The sequence below is a fragment of the Paenibacillus sp. RC67 genome (assembly GCF_030020805.1).
Lineage (GTDB): Bacteria > Bacillota > Bacilli > Paenibacillales > NBRC-103111 > Paenibacillus_S.
The window spans coordinates 3,979,059-4,000,649 of the sequence record NZ_CP125098.1 but is presented as its reverse complement, the minus strand read 5'-3'; the positions used below and the strand labels follow the sequence as shown (position 1 = coordinate 4,000,649).

Annotated in this window: 24 protein-coding genes; 23 read left to right on the top strand and 1 reads right to left on the bottom strand. The window is 46.5% G+C overall.

Translation table 11 applies throughout. The annotated features are described in order from the left end of the window. Nucleotides 1-282 precede the first annotated feature (282 nt). The 15 genes from QMA13_RS18345 (at nucleotide 283) to QMA13_RS18275 (ending at nucleotide 12,609) form a co-directional block, all read left to right on the top strand. Complete coding sequence (locus QMA13_RS18345) at nucleotides 283-1,143, top strand: PHP domain-containing protein (RefSeq protein WP_282935207.1); 861 nt, start codon at nucleotides 283-285, stop codon at nucleotides 1,141-1,143. Between the two features lie 28 nt (nucleotides 1,144-1,171). Further along, nucleotides 1,172-1,804: a DapH/DapD/GlmU-related protein gene (locus tag QMA13_RS18340; protein ID WP_282935206.1), complete on the top strand. Its 633-nt coding sequence runs from the start codon at nucleotides 1,172-1,174 to the stop codon at nucleotides 1,802-1,804. Between the two features lie 21 nt (nucleotides 1,805-1,825). Beyond that, on the top strand, nucleotides 1,826-2,527 hold the full coding sequence (locus tag QMA13_RS18335) for a GntR family transcriptional regulator (protein ID WP_282935205.1): 702 nt from the start codon (nucleotides 1,826-1,828) through the stop codon (nucleotides 2,525-2,527). Between the two features lie 101 nt (nucleotides 2,528-2,628). Then, nucleotides 2,629-3,054, top strand: coding sequence for a phosphonate C-P lyase system protein PhnG (gene phnG / locus QMA13_RS18330; protein WP_282935204.1), 426 nt, complete (start codon nucleotides 2,629-2,631; stop codon nucleotides 3,052-3,054). Between the two features lie 14 nt (nucleotides 3,055-3,068). After that, a complete protein-coding gene (gene phnH, locus QMA13_RS18325; RefSeq protein WP_282935203.1) occupies nucleotides 3,069-3,662 on the top strand; it encodes a phosphonate C-P lyase system protein PhnH in 594 nt (197 codons plus the stop codon). Nucleotides 3,663-3,664: 2 nt separating this feature from the next. Then, on the top strand, nucleotides 3,665-4,798 hold the full coding sequence (locus QMA13_RS18320; RefSeq protein WP_282935202.1) for a carbon-phosphorus lyase complex subunit PhnI: 1,134 nt from the start codon (nucleotides 3,665-3,667) through the stop codon (nucleotides 4,796-4,798). Nucleotides 4,799-4,803: 5 nt separating this feature from the next. Continuing rightward, nucleotides 4,804-5,646 carry an alpha-D-ribose 1-methylphosphonate 5-phosphate C-P-lyase PhnJ gene (locus QMA13_RS18315; protein WP_282935201.1) on the top strand — a complete coding sequence of 281 codons (843 nt, stop codon included), beginning with the start codon at nucleotides 4,804-4,806 and terminating at the stop codon, nucleotides 5,644-5,646. A 16-nt stretch (nucleotides 5,647-5,662) separates the two neighbouring features. Then, complete coding sequence (locus tag QMA13_RS18310; RefSeq protein ID WP_282935200.1) at nucleotides 5,663-6,508, top strand: ATP-binding cassette domain-containing protein; 846 nt, start codon at nucleotides 5,663-5,665, stop codon at nucleotides 6,506-6,508. A 25-nt stretch (nucleotides 6,509-6,533) separates the two neighbouring features. Further along, the gene (phnM, locus tag QMA13_RS18305) at nucleotides 6,534-7,715 is read left to right on the top strand and encodes a phosphonate metabolism protein PhnM (RefSeq protein WP_282935199.1); all 1,182 of its coding nucleotides are present in this window, start codon (nucleotides 6,534-6,536) and stop codon (nucleotides 7,713-7,715) included. Between the two features lie 16 nt (nucleotides 7,716-7,731). Further along, a complete protein-coding gene (locus QMA13_RS18300) occupies nucleotides 7,732-8,460 on the top strand; it encodes a phosphonate C-P lyase system protein PhnL (protein ID WP_282935198.1) in 729 nt (242 codons plus the stop codon). A gap of 85 nt (nucleotides 8,461-8,545) precedes the next feature. Next, nucleotides 8,546-9,604, top strand: coding sequence for a PhnD/SsuA/transferrin family substrate-binding protein (locus QMA13_RS18295; protein WP_282935197.1), 1,059 nt, complete (start codon nucleotides 8,546-8,548; stop codon nucleotides 9,602-9,604). Nucleotides 9,605-9,640: 36 nt separating this feature from the next. Then, nucleotides 9,641-10,429, top strand: a complete 789-nt coding sequence (phnC, locus tag QMA13_RS18290; protein ID WP_282935196.1) for a phosphonate ABC transporter ATP-binding protein — start codon at nucleotides 9,641-9,643, stop codon at nucleotides 10,427-10,429. Further along, nucleotides 10,419-11,204 (top strand): PhnE/PtxC family ABC transporter permease, encoded by a 786-nt coding sequence (locus tag QMA13_RS18285; protein ID WP_282935195.1) that lies wholly within the window; start codon nucleotides 10,419-10,421, stop codon nucleotides 11,202-11,204. Before phnC ends, QMA13_RS18285 begins: the two co-directional genes overlap by 11 nt. A 49-nt stretch (nucleotides 11,205-11,253) precedes the next feature. After that, nucleotides 11,254-12,069 (top strand): PhnE/PtxC family ABC transporter permease, encoded by an 816-nt coding sequence (locus QMA13_RS18280; protein ID WP_481858230.1) that lies wholly within the window; start codon nucleotides 11,254-11,256, stop codon nucleotides 12,067-12,069. Nucleotides 12,070-12,231: 162 nt separating this feature from the next. Further along, nucleotides 12,232-12,609 (top strand): winged helix-turn-helix transcriptional regulator, encoded by a 378-nt coding sequence (locus tag QMA13_RS18275; RefSeq protein WP_282935193.1) that lies wholly within the window; start codon nucleotides 12,232-12,234, stop codon nucleotides 12,607-12,609. A 50-nt stretch (nucleotides 12,610-12,659) separates the two neighbouring features. On the opposite strand, the gene QMA13_RS18270 is transcribed toward QMA13_RS18275, so the two are convergent. Next, nucleotides 12,660-13,730 carry an SDR family oxidoreductase gene (locus QMA13_RS18270; protein ID WP_282935192.1) on the bottom strand — a complete coding sequence of 357 codons (1,071 nt, stop codon included), beginning with the start codon at nucleotides 13,728-13,730 and terminating at the stop codon, nucleotides 12,660-12,662. Between the two features lie 206 nt (nucleotides 13,731-13,936). Here QMA13_RS18270 and QMA13_RS18265 point away from each other — a divergent pair, with 206 nt between their 5' ends. The 8 genes from QMA13_RS18265 to QMA13_RS18230 all read left to right on the top strand — a co-directional run bounded on the left by QMA13_RS18265 (nucleotide 13,937) and on the right by QMA13_RS18230 (nucleotide 21,532). Beyond that, nucleotides 13,937-14,923 (top strand): helix-turn-helix transcriptional regulator, encoded by a 987-nt coding sequence (locus QMA13_RS18265; RefSeq protein ID WP_282935191.1) that lies wholly within the window; start codon nucleotides 13,937-13,939, stop codon nucleotides 14,921-14,923. Between the two features lie 201 nt (nucleotides 14,924-15,124). Then, the gene (locus QMA13_RS18260; protein WP_282935190.1) at nucleotides 15,125-16,126 is read left to right on the top strand and encodes an ABC transporter substrate-binding protein; all 1,002 of its coding nucleotides are present in this window, start codon (nucleotides 15,125-15,127) and stop codon (nucleotides 16,124-16,126) included. A gap of 9 nt (nucleotides 16,127-16,135) precedes the next feature. Continuing rightward, nucleotides 16,136-17,248: a FecCD family ABC transporter permease gene (locus QMA13_RS18255; protein WP_481858229.1), complete on the top strand. Its 1,113-nt coding sequence runs from the start codon at nucleotides 16,136-16,138 to the stop codon at nucleotides 17,246-17,248. Nucleotide 17,249: 1 nt separating this feature from the next. Next, nucleotides 17,250-18,023: an ABC transporter ATP-binding protein gene (locus QMA13_RS18250; protein ID WP_282935188.1), complete on the top strand. Its 774-nt coding sequence runs from the start codon at nucleotides 17,250-17,252 to the stop codon at nucleotides 18,021-18,023. 18 nt (nucleotides 18,024-18,041) lie between these two features. After that, the gene (locus QMA13_RS18245) at nucleotides 18,042-19,499 is read left to right on the top strand and encodes an MFS transporter (protein ID WP_282943177.1); all 1,458 of its coding nucleotides are present in this window, start codon (nucleotides 18,042-18,044) and stop codon (nucleotides 19,497-19,499) included. Between the two features lie 75 nt (nucleotides 19,500-19,574). Then, complete coding sequence (locus tag QMA13_RS18240) at nucleotides 19,575-20,162, top strand: sigma-70 family RNA polymerase sigma factor (protein ID WP_282943175.1); 588 nt, start codon at nucleotides 19,575-19,577, stop codon at nucleotides 20,160-20,162. Next, a complete protein-coding gene (locus QMA13_RS18235; RefSeq protein ID WP_282943174.1) occupies nucleotides 20,140-20,922 on the top strand; it encodes a DUF4179 domain-containing protein in 783 nt (260 codons plus the stop codon). Before QMA13_RS18240 ends, QMA13_RS18235 begins: the two co-directional genes overlap by 23 nt. A gap of 67 nt (nucleotides 20,923-20,989) precedes the next feature. Continuing rightward, the gene (locus tag QMA13_RS18230; protein WP_282943173.1) at nucleotides 20,990-21,532 is read left to right on the top strand and encodes a MarR family winged helix-turn-helix transcriptional regulator; all 543 of its coding nucleotides are present in this window, start codon (nucleotides 20,990-20,992) and stop codon (nucleotides 21,530-21,532) included. The last annotated feature ends 59 nt before the right edge of the window (nucleotides 21,533-21,591 follow it).

Sequence of the window (21,591 nt, the reverse complement as noted above, 5' to 3'; positions counted from 1 at the left end):
CTAACTTAATTGGCGGAAAAAGAATCCATGTGATGGAATAGAGTAGATTTCCTTTATAAACACCTACATGACCACAATGCAAATAACTATTGCGTTGTGGTTATTTTATTTGGTTTCGCTTGTTTTTAATTTGAATTCCTTACAATTTCTTAACATGGGTATTACACTCCATTAACCCTTGTAACTTGGCATCAAGTTAGACTGGTTCCATAGAACAAAAATAACAACAGCCATTTGGAACTAATTAACTTCTTCCTAATAAGAACCTACAAGGAGGCAGCTATGAAAGCAGAATTGCACTGCCATACCAGAATATCCGACGGTTCCTTCCATTTTGATGAGATTTTAGAGCTTGCTCGCAGGGAAGGAGTCACGCATCTGGCTATTACGAATCATGACACCACATGCGAGTTACACCAAATGATAGATAACGGCCAAAATCAAGGCATTGAGATTATTCCCGGCATTGAGATTTCGGGATATGACTTTCAAAGAGGACGTAGAGTTCATCTTCTAGGGTACTTTATCGAGCCTGGTAACGAAGCTATTGAGACATTATGCAGCCCGCTGCTCAAAAAGAGGCACGAAGGGTGCCATACCGCTGTAGAACGGCTGATTGAAGCAGGCTACTCCATTACATGGGAGGAAGTGTTGAAATATGCTGAAGGCGGTACTGGGGTCTATAAGCAGCATATTATGCATGCGCTGATCAATCATGGTTACACGACGACGATTTATGGCGATTTATATAAAAAGCTGTTCTCCCGCGGTCAGAATAGCGAGCAGCCAGGCATTGCCTATATCCCGACGGAATACGTCGATATGTGTGAAGCTGTCCGGGTTATTTTACAGGCAGGAGGCGTCCCTGTGTTGGCACATCCCGGTCAATACCGCAACTTTGAGGCTGTGGAGGAGCTGGTAGAGGCTGGTCTGCAAGGAATTGAAGTATGGCATCCGCTGCACAGCGATGAAGATGAACGGAGAGCGATCGAGTATGCTCAGGAGCTCGGTCTAGTGATGACCGGAGGCTCGGATTTTCATGGCTATTATGGGGAGAAAGAAGTAACCCTGGGCAGCAAAAGCCCCGGATTAGCTGTAGTAAAGGAGCTTAGAGAACGGAAGGAAGCTTTACTGCGTTCGTAGACCACTTACTATCCTAGGAGATGATCAGATGAAACATATCCATCAAACTCATTCCAGTATGCCGTTATCTTATGAGCCTGCCGTTCATGCAAGCAGCCATATTCTCAACAGCTACGCTGACGAATGGACCTCGATTGGTCCCAACAATAATCTGATCGATTCCCGTATCGGTGCTTATACCTATACGATGGATGACGTCACGATCAATTATGCCGAGGTGGGTAAATTCACATCCATCGCGTCCCATGTCTGCATTAATCCGGTCGACCATCCAATGGATAGGGTGACGCAGCATCATATGACATACCGGTGTGTTGCCTTCGGGTTCGCTGCTACGGATGATGCGGATATTTTTGAATGGCGCAAAGGCAACCGCGTTACTATCGGTCATGATGTGTGGATCGGACATGGCGCGATTGTAATGAAAGGAGTTCACATTGGTACCGGAGCGGTGGTTGGTTCAGGCGCTATTGTGACCAAGGATATAGAGCCTTATACGATTGTAGTCGGAGTACCGGCAAGACCGATCAAAAAGCGTTTCTCTCAAGATATTATTGATGCCCTGCTGCAAATAGCTTGGTGGGACTGGCCGCGAGATTTGTTGGAAGAGCGATTCTTTGAGCTGAACGATGTTGCCGGCTTTGTTAAAAAATACGGCTGAAACCACTTGGAGGTGTCCGTTATGTCAGAAGAAATGGATATTATGGATCATCTGATTGCGTCCATCCAATCCGGTAAATATGAGCCGGACGATAAGCTGCCGTCGGAGAATGAGCTTGCCGACCGGTTTAAGGTTCCCCGTATGACCGCACGCAAAGCCTATGAACGGCTCCAAGAGCTGGGTTACATTTACTCCAAACAGGGAAAAGGCAGCTTCGTACAAGACCGGAACCTGCGGATTCCGCTAGCGCTATCTGCGAATAAGAGCTTTAGTCAGAAAATAACCGAGCTTGGTTATGATTACCAGTCGAAAAATATTTTCTGCGAGCCCATTGAATATAACAGCAAAATTTACGAATCACTCGGAGCGGATGAAGAGGTGCGTGTATACAAAATCGGCCGTCTTCGAATCATCGATGGAAGACCGATAGCACTGCATATTTCCTACGTCGCAGAGTCCCTGTTTCCGGATATCGCGAACACCGGCCATGAGATTACTTCGATGTTCCAATATTACCGAAGTCAAGGGTTCCATCAATACCAGTCCAGCGAGACGATTCTCCGCCTAACGTATCCAACCAAGTTTGAGCGAGAGCTCTTGGCCTGCTCTAGTCTGATTCCTTTGCTGGTGCTCGAAGCCCAATGTTTTGACGGTGAATCGGGCCGAACTTTGGAGTACTCCAAAATCATGTACCGGGGTGACTTGTTCACCTACGTGATATAACAGAGATTTACACAAACTTAACAGCTGCCAGCCTGGCAACAAGATAGAGTGGATTGTGAGGGGAAGTTCAAGCTCTCTCAAGCGAAAGGAGGCACAAGGATATGAAACGTAGACAAAGAACGGAGACGTTAATTAACGGTTCGCCTCATCTCGCAGAGGCACTGGCTAATGATATTCAAGGCCGTTACCCGATTGATTTGATCGAAGAGCCCAACCACGGTTTGGTGATGGTCAAGGTAAGAGAAACCGCTCAGAAAAGCTTGTTCTATTTGGGAGAAGTGCTGGTAACGGAATGCAAAGTCGGGATTGGCGGTGCAGTTGGAGTTGGCATTGTCAAAGGCGATGAGCCGGAGAAGGCCTATAACCTCGCGGTCATTGATGCTGCTTATGCAGCACAGCTGAAGGAAACAGCAGCCTGGACCACGGTTTTGCAGTCGGAAAGCGAACGAATTGCAGCAGAACGTCATGCATTGCAGGCGAAGGTACTACAAACCAAGGTTGACTTTGAGACGATGGACACAGATTGAAAGGAGGGTATTCCATGAAGCTGGATAGGGTACATGACATACAAACGGCATATAGAAAACTGATCGACTCCATGTCGAGGCCAGGAAAGATTGCAGACCTTGTCAAAGAAGCCGATAAGCTGGATTCCAATCAAGGATGCCTGCCAGCGACCTTACTTGTAGCCCAAATGCTGCTTGATACCGAGGTTGCGTTTGCCGTGGTGTCAGAACGGAAAGGGCAGACGGCCCATTTGCTAAGTCAGTTGACTTATGCGAAGGAGACTGTCTTACATGAGGCGGATTACATTTTTGTTATGAGTGACGCCGCATCCGGTGAACTGGTCCATGCATTAGAAACAGCCAAAATCGGAGAATTAAAGGACCCGCATCATTCCGCGACGCTCATTATTGAATCGGAAAGCGTATCTAGCGGAACAAAGCTTCGTTTGACTGGGCCTGGTATTCAAGCCACTGCTCAAGCGGAAATAAGCTCAAGCGAGAGTTGGATTGAGGCTCGGGCTGAACGAAACGACGAGTTCCCGTTAGGGCTGGATTTGATCTTCACAGACAAGTCCCATCGCCTTCTTGCATTACCCAGAACGACGCAGGTTGTTAAGGAGGAGGGATAACGATGGGATATGTAGCGGTCAAAGGCGGAACACGGGCTATTGAAGAATCATTGAAAAGAATACAGTACGAGCGTTTGCGGCAGGGGAAGGTGCTCGATGTCACAGCTGTGGAAGCCGGGATGCGCGGACTTGTCGATCAAGTCATGTCCGAAAGCAGCCTGTATAACGAACAGCTTGCGGCATTAGCCATTAAACAAGCGGAAGGGAACCCGGAGGAAGCGGTCTTTCTGCTGAGAGCCTACCGTTCAACATTACCCCGTAAGCATTACTCAAGAACCGTTCAATCCGATGAAATGCGGGTGGAAAGACGAATATCGGCATCATTCAAGGATATCCCGGGCGGCCAAGTACTCGGCGCCTCCATGGATTACTCCCATCGGCTTCTGGATTTTGATCTTGTAGAAGAAAACGAAGAAACGGTTGCGGAATGGCTGCAAAGCTATCTTCAGCCGGATGAAATCGCAACTGAAGAGCATACTCGCTCGCTTCAGGACGGCCGTTTTCCTAAAGTACTGGATTATTTAAGAAAAGAAGGACTTATCGCCGAATGTGTGGATAATCCAACTGAACCCGACGATGTAACGCGGACCAGTCTTACGTTTCCGGCGAGCCGGAGCGAGAAGCTGCAAATTTTAACAAGAGGGCAGACCGGAGCGGTTACTTCACTCGCTTATGCTGTCATCCGTGGATACGGAATGGTCCATCCGACGGTAGGAGAGCTGAGAGTAGGCGAAATTCCAGTATATGTAGATAGTCCGTTAGCCTCTACGAAAGATGACGACGATGCTTATTTTATCGGTGATATCAAGGTGACGGAGGTTGAAATGCTGGTTCCTGCAACTGTGGAGAAGGAGAACGGCAGGAAGGAGCTTCAGCTGGAATTTGGATACGGGCTGTGCTACGGACAAAATGAAACGAAAGCGATCGCGATGAGCATTCTGGATAAGAGCTTGGAGCGGGGCGATAAGTCCGTACCTACCCAGAATGAGGAATTCGTTCTATTTCATATTGATTCCGTGGAGTCGACAGGTTTCATTTCCCACTTGAAAATGCCGCACTATGTGACATTCCAGTCGAAGCTGAACGATGTTCGCAAGACGAGAAAAACAACAGCCGGCGCAAGCCAGGAGGTGTAGAGGATATGCGAACGCAATACAACTTTGCCTTTTTGGATGAAGGCTCCAAACGGGAGATTCGACGCGCTACGCTGAAGGCTATCGCTATTCCGGGGTATCAGGTCCCATTCGCCTCGCGCGAACTGCCTATCGGACGCGGTTGGGGTACCGGCGGGCTCCAGCTTACCCTTTCATTAATCGGTCAAAATGATGTGCTAAAGGTAATTGACCAAGGCTCGGATGAGTCAGTAAATGCGGTCAGCATTAAGAAGCTGATTGATAAAACGACAGGGGTTCCGACTGTAGAAGCGACGGAGCTAGCTACTCTGATCCAATCCAGACACCGGATTCCCGAAATCCCGCTCAAGCCCGAGCAAATCCTTGTCCTGCAGGTTCCGATGCCGGAACCGCTGCGGATGTATGAGGCCAGCGAATTGGAAACGAAACGTCTTCACGGGGAAAAAGATTACAGCGGAGCTTGGCTCATGCTGTTCGAGCAAATTATGAAATACCGCAGCGTGTCTACGGGCGCAGACCATCCGGTCATGGTGCATGACCGCTATGTGATGGCTCCAAGCCCGATCCCTAAATTCGATAATCCCAAAATGAACTATTCGGAAGCATTAATTCTGCTGGGCGCAGGGCGGGAGAAAAAGATTTATGCGGTTCCTCCTTATACCCAAGTGGTTTCCTTGGCTTTTGACGATGTTCCCTTTGAACCGGAATCTTTTCCAGGCCAAAGCTGCAAGCAATGCGGGGCGCAAGATGTGTTTATGGATGAGCTGTACAACCAGGAAACAGAAGAAACCTATTACCAATGCAATGATACAAGCTATTGCTTGGACCGTATGAACCAGCAGTCTGTCTGAGAAGAGGTGATATCTGATGAGTCCACAAGAAGTTCCTATTATGAGAGTCAACCATTTGAATAAGCAATTTGGCGCAGGCTGTGTGCATTGCACCAATCCAGAGCACCGTCATCTTGAGAAAAACTACTGCCGTGCTTGCGGTACTGTCTATTCCTGTCAGGATATTTCGTTCGACCTTTACCCAGGTGAGGTTCTAGGAATCGTAGGAGAGAGCGGCAGCGGCAAGTCGACCTTGATGCAATGCCTTTACTTTGATCAGGAAGTGACTAATGGCGAAGCCCATCTTCAGCCCTATAAGCATGGAGAGAGCAATCTTTTCCAGGAATCCTCCCAGCAAAAAAAATATATCCGAAATCATCTGATGGGCAAAGTATATCAAAATCCGGTATTTGGCCTAAGAATGAACTTTTCGTCCATCGGCAACATTGCGGAGAAGATGATTGCGGCTGGAAACCGCCATGTAGCGGCCATGGAGTCGAGAGGAAGCGAGCTGCTGGAGCGGGTTCATATTCCGGTCTACAGGATGAAAGAAGCGCCGAAGAACTTCTCTGGCGGGATGCAGCAGCGGGTGCAAATCGCCAAAGCTCTGTCCAACAATCCTCCGATTTTATTATTGGATGAAGTAACGACAGGGCTTGATTTATCCGTCCAAGCGAATGTTCTGGATTTAATCAAGCATTTGCAGAGAGAGCTGAAGATCAGCATGCTGCTCGTATCGCATGATCTTGGAGTCATCCGAATGCTGGCTGACCGTACTATGGTGATGCTGGACGGCCGTGTAGTCGAACAGGGCTTGACCGACCAAATTCTTGAAGATCCGCAGCATGCGTATACACAGCAGCTGGTTCATTCCTTGCTATAACGAATCCATGACAGGAGGGGTTTAGATGTATCTTATAACGAACGGTATCATCGTTACGGAAGAAGAGCTATTGGAAGGTTATGATCTATTGATTGAAGAGGACCGGATTGCTCAGATTGCCCACCGTGGAGAGATGGTTCTACCAGAAGGCACGGAAGTGATTGATGCGCATGGCGGCTATGTAACTCCAGGGATGATCGACATCCATTCCGATTACATCGAGCATATGACAGCGCCTAGACCAACTTCCCTAATCGACTTTCGACTAGGCCTTCGTGAGACGGAGAAGGAGCTTATTACACACGGGATTACAACGATGTATCATTCTCTATCCATATTTAAATCTGCCGATTACAAATACCGTCCTATTCGTGAACCGGAAAATGTACGCAAGCTGATCGATCTGATTGACCAGACGCACAACAGCAAGCATTTAATTCGCCATCGGTTTCACGCTAGATTCGAAATCGATAATCTGGATCAAATCGATAACCTGAAGAGCTATATCGAAGAAGAGAAGGTTCACTTGGTTTCGTTCATGGACCATACTCCGGGTCAAGGCCAATATAGAGATTTGGAAGTGTATAAAAAAACGGTACGTGGTTACGACCATCTGACCGATGATAATATAGCTGTGCTGATTGCCAATCACCAGACCAAAGAAAAAATGACCGAAGAGGCCATTCGGGATATTGCCGAAATGGCAAGAGCGAGGAACATCGCTATCGCTTCGCATGACGATGATTCCTTTGAAAAGTTGGACCTGGTTCAAAGCTTCGGTACGGCCATAAGTGAGTTCCCGATCACGCTGGACATTGCACGAAGAGCGAAAGAAAAGGGCTTGTTCACCGTAGCGGGCGCGCCTAACGTCATTCTGGGCGGTTCGCATAGCGGCAACCTATGTGCAGCCGAAGCTATCCAGGATGGATGCATCGATATTTTGTGCAGCGATTACTATCCGGCAGCGATGCTGCATGCGGTATTCCAGCTGGCAGGTTCAGATGAGAACCATTTGGTGGAGATGTTCAAGCTCGTTACGCTGCATCCTGCCAAAGCGGTCAACATAGATGCGGAATATGGCTCGGTAAGGGAAGGCAAGAAAGCGGATCTGTTGATTATTGAGAGGCTGGAGCCGGATGATTTTCCTGTTGTCACCACCGTCATGGTAGATGGCAAGCTGATTCAACAAACCAACTATAGAATCTAACAGGAGGTGATAGCACATGGAGAACCTGCTGTCGATTGAGCAATTATCCAAGTCATTTACACTGCACAATCTGGACAAACATATTCCAGCGGTTGAGAATGTAAGCCTTCATCTGCAGGAAGGGGAGTTTGTTGGTATCACCGGGAAGAGCGGCAGCGGCAAGTCGACCGTATTGAGATGCATCTATCGTACCTATCTTCCACGCACGGGAAACATTTGGTACAACTCGGAAAGATTTGGCCGCATTGATCTGGCTGCCGCAACTGAGCAGACGATCATTGAGCTTCGCAAGCATGAGATCGGCTATGTATCCCAGTTTCTGAATGTGATGCCGCGCACAACAGCCCGAGAGCTGGTTCGCAATGCCATTGTTGAAATGGGGCATGACGCAGAATATGCAGAAGCTGAAACGATCAAAATGCTGGAGCATTTTGAACTGGACCGCAGCTTGTGGGACAGTTACCCGGCTACTTTCTCCGGAGGAGAAAAGCTGCGTTTAAATATCGCTAGAGCGATGGTCAAACGTCCGCGTTTGCTTCTGCTGGATGAGCCTACGGCGAGCCTGGATCATGGCTCCAAGCTCAAGGTCAAGGTGCTGATTGAGCAGCTTATGAAGGAAGGCGCTACGATGCTCGGTATTTTTCACGACTTGGAGTTTATGCATGACTTATGTAACCGCGAGTATCGCATTCAGAACGGAAGCATACTCGCAACCGAAAAAAAGGAAAAGCTTACAACAACTTAAAATTGTCAAAACATTCAGATAATAATTCCTAGTTACAATGGACTTGACCAAATAAAACCATGGTGTCATCGGGAGGAGTTTAAAAGTGAAAAAGATTTTGACTCTCATCATTTCGTTATCTCTGGCAGCTGTAGCAGCAGGCTGCGGTTCCAAAGCTGGAGATGCAAAGAACGCTTCAGCAGCTGTTAAAACCAAGGATACGATTACCATTGCTTGGTATCCTAATGAATCAGGTGCAGATTTGAAAAACGCTCGCGATGAACTGGGAAAAGTCATTGAAACCGCAACTGGAAAAAAGGTCGAGCACAAGACAACGACCGACTATATTATTGCGATTGAAGCCATTGCTAACGGAAGTGCCGATCTCGCCTTCATGGGACCTCAAGGTTATGTAGAAGCCAATGCGAAAAACAAAAAAGTACAGCCCCTGGTCGTAGCAAGCGGTGAGTCCGGTACGCTGGATGATGCCGTATACTTCAGCTGGCTGAATGTAAGAAAAGGGGAAGAGGATTCGTATAAAAGCGGAAATGGCTTTGCCATCGATAATATTGCCGGCAAAAAGTTCTCCTTTGTTTCTAACTCCTCCACATCCGGATTTAAAGTACCATCGGCAGGCATCGTAAGCTACTTCTCTAAGAAAGACAAATACAAGAGCCTGACGGCAGAAGATTTGCTGCAAGGCAGCAAGGATAAATTTTTCAGTGAAGTATTATTCGGCGGTACGCACCAAGGGGCGGCAGTGAATCTTTTGACGGGCAAAGCGGATGTTGCTGCCTTTTGTGACACATGCGTGTCTAACTATGTAGAGCTGGCTTCGGGAACGGCTAACAAGCCGGGAGCGGTGTACAAGGTAAAACAAGGTGCAGCTGAACCGTTTAATACACTGATTGGCAAAGAGTTTGCGCTTATTTCCGTAACTCCGGTCCTGAATTCGCCATTTGCTATCAACACAGGTACCGTAAGCGCGGAAGACATCAAGAAACTGAAGGATGCGTTCACTTCAGATGCTGTGACCAAGAATACTAAAGTATTCCTGCCAAGTGATTCGAAAGAATCCGGCTTGTTCAAGCAAAAGACTGGTAAAGAGAAGTTTCTTCCTGTAGAGGATGCTTGGTTTAATCCGGTAAGAGAGCTGTCCAAGTAATGACCAACCGTACAAAACTTGATAAGGGAGTTAACCATGACAACGTTATTGGAATTCAAGCAGGTATCGAAGCAATATGGCACGGATACAAGAGCGTTATCAGATGTTAATTTCGCTGTGAGAGAAGGGGAGTTCGTCTCGATCATCGGACCATCAGGGGCGGGGAAGTCCACTCTCCTTCGCTGTATTAACCGCATGATTGACGCAAGCAGCGGAGAGATCATTTTTGATGGTGCTAATGTTATGGGAATGAAGAAAAGCGATTTGAAGAAATTCAGAACCCGGATCGGCATGATTTTTCAGCATTACAATCTGGTGAACCGTCTTACTGTGATCGAGAACGTCCTTCATGGGCGTCTCGGTTACAAGTCGACCCTAGAAGGTGTTCTCGGGCTTTATTCTAAAGAAGAGAAGAAGCAAGCCTACCACATCCTCCAAATTCTTGGGCTGGAAGAGCAGATCTATAAGCGCTGCGACCAGCTGAGCGGGGGACAGAAGCAGAGGGTCGGGATCGCCCGGGCGCTTGTGCAGAATCCCAAGATGCTCTTATGCGATGAACCGATCGCTTCATTGGATCCTAATGCTTCCAAAGTCATAATGGAGCACCTGCGCAGCATTTCTTCCACAATGGGCATTACCGTCGTTATTAATTTACACCAAGTGGACGTAGCGTTGAAATATTCGGACCGGATCATCGGTGTCAATAAAGGCTCTATCGTCTATGACGGGCCGCCTGCACAGATTAAGTGTGAACAGCTAAGCAGAATCTACGGCTCTGAGCTGGATGAGCATGCGGAGGAGATAGGCGGTTCCTATGCAGTCTAACTTTTTCGCGAGAAAACGGATGAATTCGCTGCTCTTTTGCGCTTTGCTCCTTTTGGTAACGATTATCGCGATCATTATTACGGATTATGACGTAGTCAAAGGCTTTACCTCCATACCGAAAGCGGCGGAGTGGGCCAGCAGCAATTTTTATCCGAATGAAAAGGCAATGAAGCGTCTTCCCGCGATTATAAGCAGTTTGTCCGAAACAGTGCTCGTCTCGATAGCATCTACCACGGTCGCCGCTGTTTTGGCCTTGCTGTTTGCGATACTAGGCTCCAACACGACGGGAGTGGGGGGAGTCATCAGCTTTATAAGCAGATCGATCGCGACGTTGTTTCGCAATATTGATGTTGCCGCATGGTCAATGATTCTGCTGCTTTCGTTCGGCCAAAGCGTGCTGACCGGCTACTTTGCACTTTTCTTCGGCTCCTTCGGCTTTCTCACGAGAGCTTTCATGGAATCGATCGATGAAGTGAGCAACAGCTCCGTAGAAGCTTTGAGGGCAACGGGAGCAAGCTACTTCTCTATCATTTTTCAATCGGTTATTCCTTCGAGTATTCCTCAATTGCTGAGTTGGGTATTGTTTATGGTGGAGACGAATATTCGTCAAGCAACGTTGATCGGGATATTGACGGGTACGGGCATTGGCTTCCTGTTCAGCTTGTATTACAAAGGCTTGAATTACAGTTCCGCTTCTTTGGTCGTCATTGTCATCGTCATCGCCATTTTGATCATTGAATCGGTTTCCAACTATGTAAGGAAGGTGATTTTGTAATATGGACATTCAGGAATCCGTCCATACGGTCTATAGCAGCAATCGGAGGATGACCATGGAGGAACGGATCAAAGCGAAGCCTTTCAATAAACAAACCATGCTGATTCGGCTTACGCTAACGGTTCTAGCCATTTTGACCGTCTATGGTTTTGTTACGTTTGACTACAAGGATATCCGATTTTGGGATGCCGTCTATGCGGCTGCGGATACGATCAAGACGATGTTCTTCCAGCCTTTTCTTAATCATATTACTATTGGAGAGGCACTGAAGCAGGTAGTCATTACCTTAGGGCTCGCGTTTCTTACGACCTTATTCGGTGCTGTCATCGCCTTGTTCCTAAGTCTGTTGGCTGCGCGGAACCTCTCCAATTACAGGCTCTCGATCTTTGTTAAAGGCCTTGTTGCTTTTATTAGAGCCGTTCCGACCGTCTTGTGGGTGTTGATCTTTGCGGTTGCGGCGGGGCTGGGAAGCGTTGCTGCGGTCATCGGCATGACCTTTCATTCCATCAGCTATCTGGTTAAAGCGTATTCAGAATCATTCGAGGAGCTGGATAAAGGGATCATTGAAGCATTGAAGGCAAGTGGAGCCAGTTGGTGGCAGATCGTATTTCAAGCGGTCATTCCGTCATCCATCAGCTACTTGATTTCCTGGACCTTTATGCGGTTTGAGATCAATTTCGCGGTAGCGGTTGCTATGGGTGCAGCAGCAGGAGCGGGCGGAATCGGCTTCGACATGTTTATGGCGAGCTCCTATTATTATGATGTTCGGGAGATTGGAGCGATCACGTATTTGATCCTGGCATTTGCCGTCCTGCTCGAACTCGTGGCTTCGAGAATCAAGAAGAAATTAAGAGTTATGGATTGATATCGAATTGAACATCGATTCGTCACGAGGGCCGCTTGCATCTTGCATGCGGTTTTTTGCTTCTGCGAATTATGGGCGTGGAAACGTTGTTTGATACATGTTTAAGCTTGCACCTATGGATACAAATCGGTATTGTTGAAGGAAGAGGAGGGGATTCGGCCAATGCAGGAGCCTAAGAAATTATACAATACGTCGGTGGAAGTGACTCTCGAAGTGATGGGGGGCAAATGGAAGCCGGTTATTTTGTTTCATCTGACATTTGGTAAAAAACGTAATGGCGAGCTCATGAGCTTAATGCCTGCAATTACCCAAAAAGTTCTGACAGAACAATTGCGCGAGCTGGAGAAGGATGGGGTAATTAATCGGATCTCCTATAATCAGGTTCCTCCGAAAGTCGAATATGAATTGACGGAGTATGGCTGGACTTTGAAGGAGATCCTTCATTCCATGTGTCGGTGGGGGGATGTGCACTTGGAACGGGTATATGGTGACAATGGCTCGATTCTGGCTACCGCTCCAAGCCCAGGCGTGTTCGAATAAGGAGAAACCGGTGACTGGATTCCAGTACCGGTTTCTTTGTGCAGGTTTTGTCATGGGATTACTTTGCGGAGTCGCAGCTCGTCAAAAATATTCCTGAACATCGACTCGGTATCGATGAATTCATGGAAGCCGAAGCGGCGTGCCTTCGTACCGTCAGCAAAGAAATCGTAGTCCCACGAGAATACGAAGTCTCCGAACCGCCAAGAAGAAACATCCTGATAACTGTTGTTCATTAAACCGTACTTCTCGATCATGGAATTCCACAATGGCTCCTTATCCGCCATAACCACTTCCATAGACATCTGCAGCGGAGGTGCTGTCTCCAGTCCAAAATAGGCAGCTATCTTCGGCCACATCTCATTCCAGCGGAACAGATCCCCATTCGTAATGTTGAACGCTTGATTGGCGCAGCGCTCATCGGTAGCTGCCCAGACGGTAGCTCGGGCTAAGAGCCCGGCATCGGTCATCTCAAGCAGGCTGTTGTAGGCTCCTGGCTTGCCAGGAAAGCGTAATGGCAAACCAAGCTCCTTGGACATGGAAGCATAAATCCCAATGACGATCGCTAAATTCATGGGATTGCCAAGAGCAAATCCGCTCACGACAGAAGGCCGCAGTGCCGACCAAGTCCATTGGCGTCCGACCTGACGCTGTTCAAGAAATTGCTGCTGGTCCACATTGAATTCAGGAGGCATATGGTAAGCATCGGTTTCACGAGCAGGCGTTTTGAAAGGGCCGAGGTGAGCACCATACACTTTGTAACCCTGCATGAGACTTATGTGTTGTAGGCCAAAAGCCACCGACTCGATTGCATTGACGACATTGACGAGCATAGCCAGGTTTGGCGCTACTAGCTCTGCCCAGGTCGGGCGGTCCTGATAGGCGGCATAAAAGATATGGGTAACTTGGGTCAGGCTGCTTAGCTTATCACGAGTATCCGCTTCATCCAGCAGATCGACGGCCACATACTGAACCCGTTCGACGGATTCACCTCCTCGTCTCGATAATCCAATGATATCCCAGTCTGGCAGCTCCATCAGATGGTTGATCAGATTTCTTCCGATGACGCCATTGGCACCGACGACAAGTGCGGTTTTATGTGCTGCATTCTTTTTTATATTCATCGTTCATGTTCCCCTCTCCATTTGTAATACATTGTCATTGTGCACCATAAAAAATCGGCTGAAAAGTACGCACTTTGAAGTCATATAGGTACTTTGAAGTTACATAATCTTATAGAGATGGTTATAGGGGACACGTGTTGTATTTAAAAGCAAGACCGGGTACAATGCATCTTATATCGATTGATTAGGACTGAAGGTGCAGAGGGATGACTCTAAACATATTGAATGCGGATATTCATCATTTATTTGATGGATTCACTAAGCTTGTGAATGGTCATGTTGAGCATAAAGAATGGGAGCAGCATCTTTCCATTCCATCACATATTGGCAAGGGAAGCGTTAGACGAACCCGCATTCGCCCGGGAATGGAAATCATGGTCACCGATATAACATTCGAACAGGATATGAAGCTTCATATTCAGGAGGCCTGTCCCCTATTTGAACTAAGCTATTGCTTGCAGGGCAGTATTTATTGCGCATGGAATGGCAAAGAAAGCTATACGGAACCGCAAACGGGGAACGTTCTTTTTATGGAAGATGAGCTGGTATACGAAGAAAAGAAAGCAGGCGTAAGAAATCTGCTTCTGGAAGTTCGCTTATCTCCAAGAGAGTTATTCCATTACGCCGGAGATATAACAGAGAAACATAAGATGGAGACGTGGCTGCACCGTCATAAAGGGAATATTGATGCTTATTCGTTTACTCCTGCAATTCACAAATGCGTGTCGGATATCATCCATTGCACCTATAACGGAACCATGAAACGATTGTATATAGAAAGTAAAGCCATGGAGTTCATCGCTTTGTTCGGAGAGCTGGATGGACAAGGGGCTATGGGCGGAAATCATTTTTTGCGCCGAGATGATATTGCAAAGCTAAACATGGCAAGAGATCTGGTCGTGCATCACTTTGAACATCCTTTGTCCATCCGGGATTTAGCCAGGAGGGTTGGACTTAATGAATTCAAGCTGAAGAAAGGGTTTCCCGAACTATTCGGAATGACCATTTTTGAGCTAGTCCGTAAACAAAGGATGGAGAAGGCATTATGGTACATGGAAGTAGAGCAATTAAATGTTGGAGAAACTGCGGTTTCTGTTGGATATAGCAACGTAAGCAACTTTGCAGCTAACTTCAAAAAGTATTATGGTTGTAAGCCCAGTGAATACTTAAAACGCTTGGATCAAAGTAATTGATTCCCGAGTGAATACAATGAATGGAAGAGCTCCTTCAATCATGTGCTGCATGGTTGGAGGAGTTTTTTTATCCTCTGGGTTTCCCCTAATGGTTCGCTCCTTCTACAGGCCAAGAAAATACCTTAACAGGTAGCACATTGTTTTGATGTAAATGATAATGGTTATCAGTAAGCCTACATGAAGACAAATGAGGAGCCAAGTATGAAAAAACACATTGTAAAGGCCATTCCATTATTTTTTGCGACTTTTCTTATTTCTGCTTGTGGGAACACAATGACAGCCGAGGAGCAGACTACAGGTCGGGGAGCAGGGAATTATTATCCGGTTTCAATCCAGGTTTATACCGATGAAGGGAAAACGGTGACACAGACGATTAAACAGGAGCCCAAAAAAGTGGTCGTCATTGGCGAAGCGATGGCTGAGCTTATGATCGGATTTGGACTGCAGGAAAAAGTGGTTGGGGTAGGGTATCTAGATCAATCTTTATCCAAATATGCTGAACAAATTGCCCAAATGCCGGTTATTTCGAAGCTATGGCCATCTAAGGAAGCAGTGATTGCCCTTCAGCCAGACCTTATCTATTCCCTATCCTCTGCACTGAAGGAAGATCGAGTAGGGGACTTCTCTTTTTGGAAGGAGAGGGGTATTCCCGTGATTTCGGCTGCTAACTTTACCGTAGGGCGCAGCATAGAGGAATACTTCAAAGATATCAAAAATTTTGGGATTGTATTTCATGTTGAGAATCAAACCGAGGCCTATGTAAAAGAACAGAATGAAAGGTTCGATCAGATAAAAAAGATAGCAAGTACTGCTAAAACCAAACCAAAAGTGCTGTTTATCGCAGGCGCCGGACGTGAAAATTATGATTATTATCCTCCCTCCTGGTGCTTAATTGATGAAATGATTGAGGGAGCCGGCGGAGAGTATATGCAATTGTCGAAGCAAGGTGTTGAAATGTCCTTGGAGTCTATCATTGCTGCTAATCCGGAGAAAATTATTGTTTCGGAATTTCAGAAAACCGATCGTGAAGCGATTAGAAACAAACTGCTTTCGAATCAAAAGCTTCAAAATATCCAGGCAATAAAGACAGGGAATGTGATGGTCGCCGATTATACGAATGCCGTGCGTGGCAGTCTTCAGCTTGCTGACTTGTATGAGGATGTGGCAGCGTTCATCCATCCGGAACTATTTGGAGGAAAGTAGATCATGTCGATGATACAAGAGCGTGGAACGTTGACAAGCACCACAAGGGCATATGAGTTTTTATTAAAAAAGCGTTTGATCTTCATAATAACCACCATTTCATTAATCGCAGCTTTGGTTTGTTCTGTAGGAATTGCCTTGTCCATCGGACAAGTGTCGGTTCCCTTTAGCGATTCTCTGAGGATTGTGGTCTACCAGATGTCAGGGATTTCATCGGGATCATTGAATGAGCAATCTTTAGCCATCCACACGGATATTGTATGGAGTATTCGTTTTCCCAGAGTGTTGCTAGCGATGCTTATCGGTGCCGGGTTGGCTTTGTGCGGTACAGTCATGCAAGCGTCCGTGCAAAATCCGCTGGCTGATCCGTATATATTAGGGATATCGTCAGGCGCCTCTTTAGGTGCTACCTTTTCCATTATGATCGGATTTGGGACGGCTGGAATCATCGGAAGCATGGGCACTGCGTTCTGGGCTTTTCTTGGCGCCTTAGGCGCTGCTACTTTAGTTCTCGTTGTAGCCAATCTAAGCGGTAAAATGTCTTCCATTAAGTTGGTGCTGGCAGGCACCGTTATCCATGCTCTTTGCAGCGCTTTTTCCAGCTTTATCGTGTTTTTTGCCAAGGATGCAGAAGGCATTCGATCGGTCACCTTTTGGACCATGGGGAGCTTAGCCTCAGCCAAGTGGGACAAGTTAATGCTTCTAGCTATCGTGATCGTTTTTGCCGCAGTCTTTTTCCTGTTTCAAGCAAGAATTATGAATACGATGCTGACGGGGGAAGAAACAGCGGTTACCTTGGGGATTAACCTGAACGCTTACCGAAGGTTCTACATGGTTATTTGCTCCATCCTGACAGGATTTATGGTAGCGGAATGCGGCATCATTGGCTTCGTTGGCTTGATCATTCCCCACATCGTTAGAAGCATGGTTGGCTCCGATCATAGGCGGCTTTTACCCGTTTCCATCCTTTTAGGTGCTATGTTTATGATTTGGACCGATGTCTTGTCCAGATCGATTATACCCAATAGTGAGCTTCCCATCGGGATAGTGACCGCTCTTCTGGGGGCACCTATGTTTATGTATATGGTAATGAAAAAAAACTATGGGTTTGGAGGCAAGTAGCTTGGAATTAAAAGTGAGTGATATCGCTGTTTCTTTATCTGGGACCGATATTGTAAAAAATATTTCGCTTCAGGTTGGCAGCGGTAAATTCGTGGGGATCATTGGTCCAAATGGCTGTGGCAAATCAACGCTTCTAAAAAGCATATATAAAGTACTTAAACCTAGAAAAGGATCGGTATTTTTGGACGACAGAGATGTAGTGAAATCAAGTCCCAAGTCCATTTTTCGAAAAATGGCCGTCGTGGGGCAATTTAATGACATGAGTTTTGATTTTACCGTACATGAGATGGTGATGATGGGGAGAACGCCTCACAAGCATCTTATGGAATCAGATCGCAAGGAGGATTATGGTATCGTTAATGAAGCCCTGCAAAAGGTGGATCTGCTCGGTTACTCCGATAGAAGCTATTCGACACTATCCGGCGGTGAGAAGCAAAGGGTTATTCTGGCTCGTGCCATTGCACAGCAGCCTGAATTTTTAGTGCTGGATGAGCCTACGAATCATTTGGATATTAAGTATCAGCTCCAGATTTTATCGATTGTCAAATCATTACGTATAGCCACATTGGCGGCATTGCATGATCTATCTCTTGCTGCCATGTATTGCGATGTTCTTTATGTTGTCAAAGGCGGGAGAGTAGTAGCAAGTGGAAGGCCTGATGAAGTTTTGACTAAGGAGCTCATTCGCCAAGTGTATGAGATCGATTGTGAAATCTACACCCATCCTATCAATGGCAGATTAGCTATCTCCTATAGCCCGCCAGCCTACTCTTAATAACTGGGAGGGAGCCCAATGAAACCTATATCAGAAGCATGCACTAAGGATGCGGAAGCAGAACAGCAGGTTGATCCGAGACGCTGGTATACGCTGGCTCTCCTTCTGCTTTCCACATTGTTAATCTCATTAAATAACTACATGATGCAGGTTGCGCTTCCGCTCATCCAGAGAAGCTTGAATGCCAGTTTTTCCGAAGCACAGCTTATATTCTCAGGATACTCGCTAGGTTTGGCTATAGCATTGATATTGGGCGGCAAGCTAGGTGATATGTATGGCCGCAAACGGATCCTATTCATCGGAGTATTAGGGTTTACATTGACATCTGTAATAGGTGGTGTAACCTCGAATCCCACGTTGTTAATCATTATCCGAATTTTTCAAGGACTATCCGCTGCAATGATTCAACCACAAGTACTGTCTATTATACAGAGCAGTTTTCTTCCAAGAGAAAAAGGACTGGTTTTTGCCATCTACGGGGCATTGATTGGAGTTGGATTTACACTCGGCTTAATCCTGGGAGGTTTTCTGGTTGACTGGAATCTTTGGGGACTTAGCTGGCGCATAGTATTCCTTTTTAATGTACCCTTCGGTCTATTGGTCTTACTCTTTATTCCTATTGTTCCCAATTCTCGCGGGTCCGCGAAGCAGAGCATTGACTGGACAGGGACGGTCCTGTTGATTCTTGGCTTGCTAATGCTCCTATATCCTCTGAGCGCAGGACACCAACAAGGTTGGCCTCTGTGGACATGGGATTGTCTGATACTATCGATACTAATCCTTCTGGCCTTTATTGCGGTACAGATTTGGAAGCAGAAGCAGAAGAGTTGGCCTTTGATCGATCTATCGATATTTAAAATAAGTTCCTTTAGCATGGGAATCGTGACGGTTATCGTGATCTATCTCAGCATGTTTGCCTTCTTCTTCATCTTGAATTACTATGTACAATCCGGCTTGCAGTATGATCTTGAATCTACGAGCCTAGTCTTTCTTCCGCTTGGTTCCGGTTTCTTTGTCACTTCTTTGTTATCCTCAAGGATGATGAAGAGATGGGGAAGAGCTGTACTGCAGACAGGCACTCTGACGATGGGAGTTTGCAATTTGTTGCTCATTGTGACTCTGTATATAGATCCGAAACATATGCTGTCTTTTTACAATGTCATCGTATTGCTGGTGTACGGTTTAGGTCTTGGAATGGCTACTACGCCATTGGCCAATATGGTTTTCGGTGAAATCCCGGTTAGTGTCGCAGGGACAGGTTCTGGCTTGTTTACAACATTTATGTACTTAGCTAATTCTTTAGGCGTGGCTTTTATTGGTATTGTGTTCACTTCTATGCTGGGCCATACACTTTCAGAAGCTAGTCTGGAAGATTATATAAAGGCATTTGCCGTTTCCGTTGCAGCTAGCGGATTAATGGCTTGGGTCGGTTGTATATGTATAAGCTTCTTGCCCAAGTCATCAAAAAGAAAATAAAAAACTATTGAATAGTAGTGAACCAATTGCAACTAGGAGCCAATACATCGTGTATACAATTTCAGGGGGCCTCCAATGAATGATGAAAATTTAGAACAGTGGTTAGACCGTTTGATGACCGGGGATGAAGAAGCCCTGGAAGTGATCTATGGTATGACCCGGAAAAAAGTTCATGGCACGGTCGCCATGCTGGTTCGCAATAAAGAAGATGTCAACGATATCGTCAATGAGATCTACTATCAGCTGTGGCGGGCATTGCCGGGCTACGATCGCAAGCGTCCATTCCTCTTTTGGTTAAATGGCATTGTGATCCGGCAAGTGAGTAATTGGCGAAGACAAATATGGAGAAGATTCCGGTTGGTAGAAAAACATACCCGTCTAGGTGAAGAGCCGCAAGTAGAACTGCCTGGTGAAGCTCTAATCGAAAGCGAATCCCAAAGAGAGCTGCAAGAGACGATCAATCGGCTGCCTTACAAGCTTAGGATCGTGGTGATTTACCGCTTTTACTACGATTATTCTTATGAGCAAATTGCCGAGCTGCTGCAAATTCCGACAGGCACGGCCAAATCAAGAGTCCATCTGGCATTGAAGCAATTACGGCAAAGGTTCGACACGGAACTGGACGGGGAGGAATATCAACATGTCTTTATCAAAAAAAATTGAGCAGGCGCTAGAACACCAAATCGAAGAAGCGGTGATACCCGATGAAGTTGATGAGCGTGTCAGACAATCGTTTAGGGAGTTTCACCGCAAAAAGGAGACGAAGAAAATGAAGAAAAAATTAGTAGCATTCAGCATAGCAGCAGCTATTTTAATACCCACCAGCGTATTTGCTTCCTTGGGCGGAACGTCTTATTTTTTCAACAGCGAAGCCAATATTAATGGTCTGGTCGATGACCGTGTGAAAAGTGCGATTTCTAATGGATTATCGATTCCGATGGATCAGCAAATAACCGATCAAGGCATTACGGTTCATTTTACAGAAATGGTTGTTGAAGATACCAAAATTCTCGTTCATTACCGTATCAAAAAGGCGGATGGAAGCTTAGTGCCCTATGAATTCGATACTAAAGGGCTGAATGTACTTCAGGATGGGAAGAAAAATGGAACCCAAGTAGAAAATCCGACTTATCAAGAGCCCGGACTTGAAGGATTTAGCGTTCTAAGCTTCATCGGTACGAGCAAGCCGGATCGGCTGCCATTTTACTTAACGGATGCCCAAGGCAAAGAGCTGGACGTTGGCATCGCAGAAAAGGATCAGCCGGAAGGCTTGCTTGCCTTCGTCACAAGCGGTACGAAGCTTCCCCCGTCCATTCAATTGAATGTGAGCATCAATCGAATCGGGAAAATGAAGGGAACCTGGAAGGCGCAAATTCCGATTGATCAAAACAAATTAACACAAGGAACAAAAGCAGCTAAATAACAGGCTTGCCTAAGGATAAGAAAAAAATGAATTGACAGGAAAAGTAATTAGGTGCCATACTATATTCATGACAAACGAAAACCATATTCCAAATGATCAGCAAATGGCTCCCACGCTTGAACAAATGAAGCGTCAGATGGACCGCTATGAGCTGGACGTAGATGTGCAAGCGGTGCTTGTTGCTTCCAGACTCATGGCGGCGGGAGCTAAGCTGGAGCATGCTGCAGAAGTTCATTTTTCCAGATTTGGGTTGTCTACAGGGCGATATCGCTTATTAGCGGATCTGGAGGATAACGAAGGAGAGGAGCTGCCGTCACAGCTTGCAGAGCATCTGGGAGTCACAAGAGCAACGGTGACGGGTCTCATTGATACGCTTGCAAGGGATGGCCTTGTATCTCGACGAACCAGTTCACAAGATGGCCGGCAGAAAGCGGTCATACTAACAGAACAAGGAGACAAGAAGCTGCGTGATATGGCGCAGGAGCATTTCAAGAGGATGGAAGCTATGGTTAACTTGTTAAGCAGGGAAGAACGATCGGTTTTTCTCGATCTGTTGGGTAGAGTCACACAGGGGATCTCCGCACTCACGGAGGAGCCGGAGGAGACCTAAGTCATTAAAAGCAATATATTGAGGGTTGAAGGGGCTAGTTAAGCTAGCCCGTTTTCATC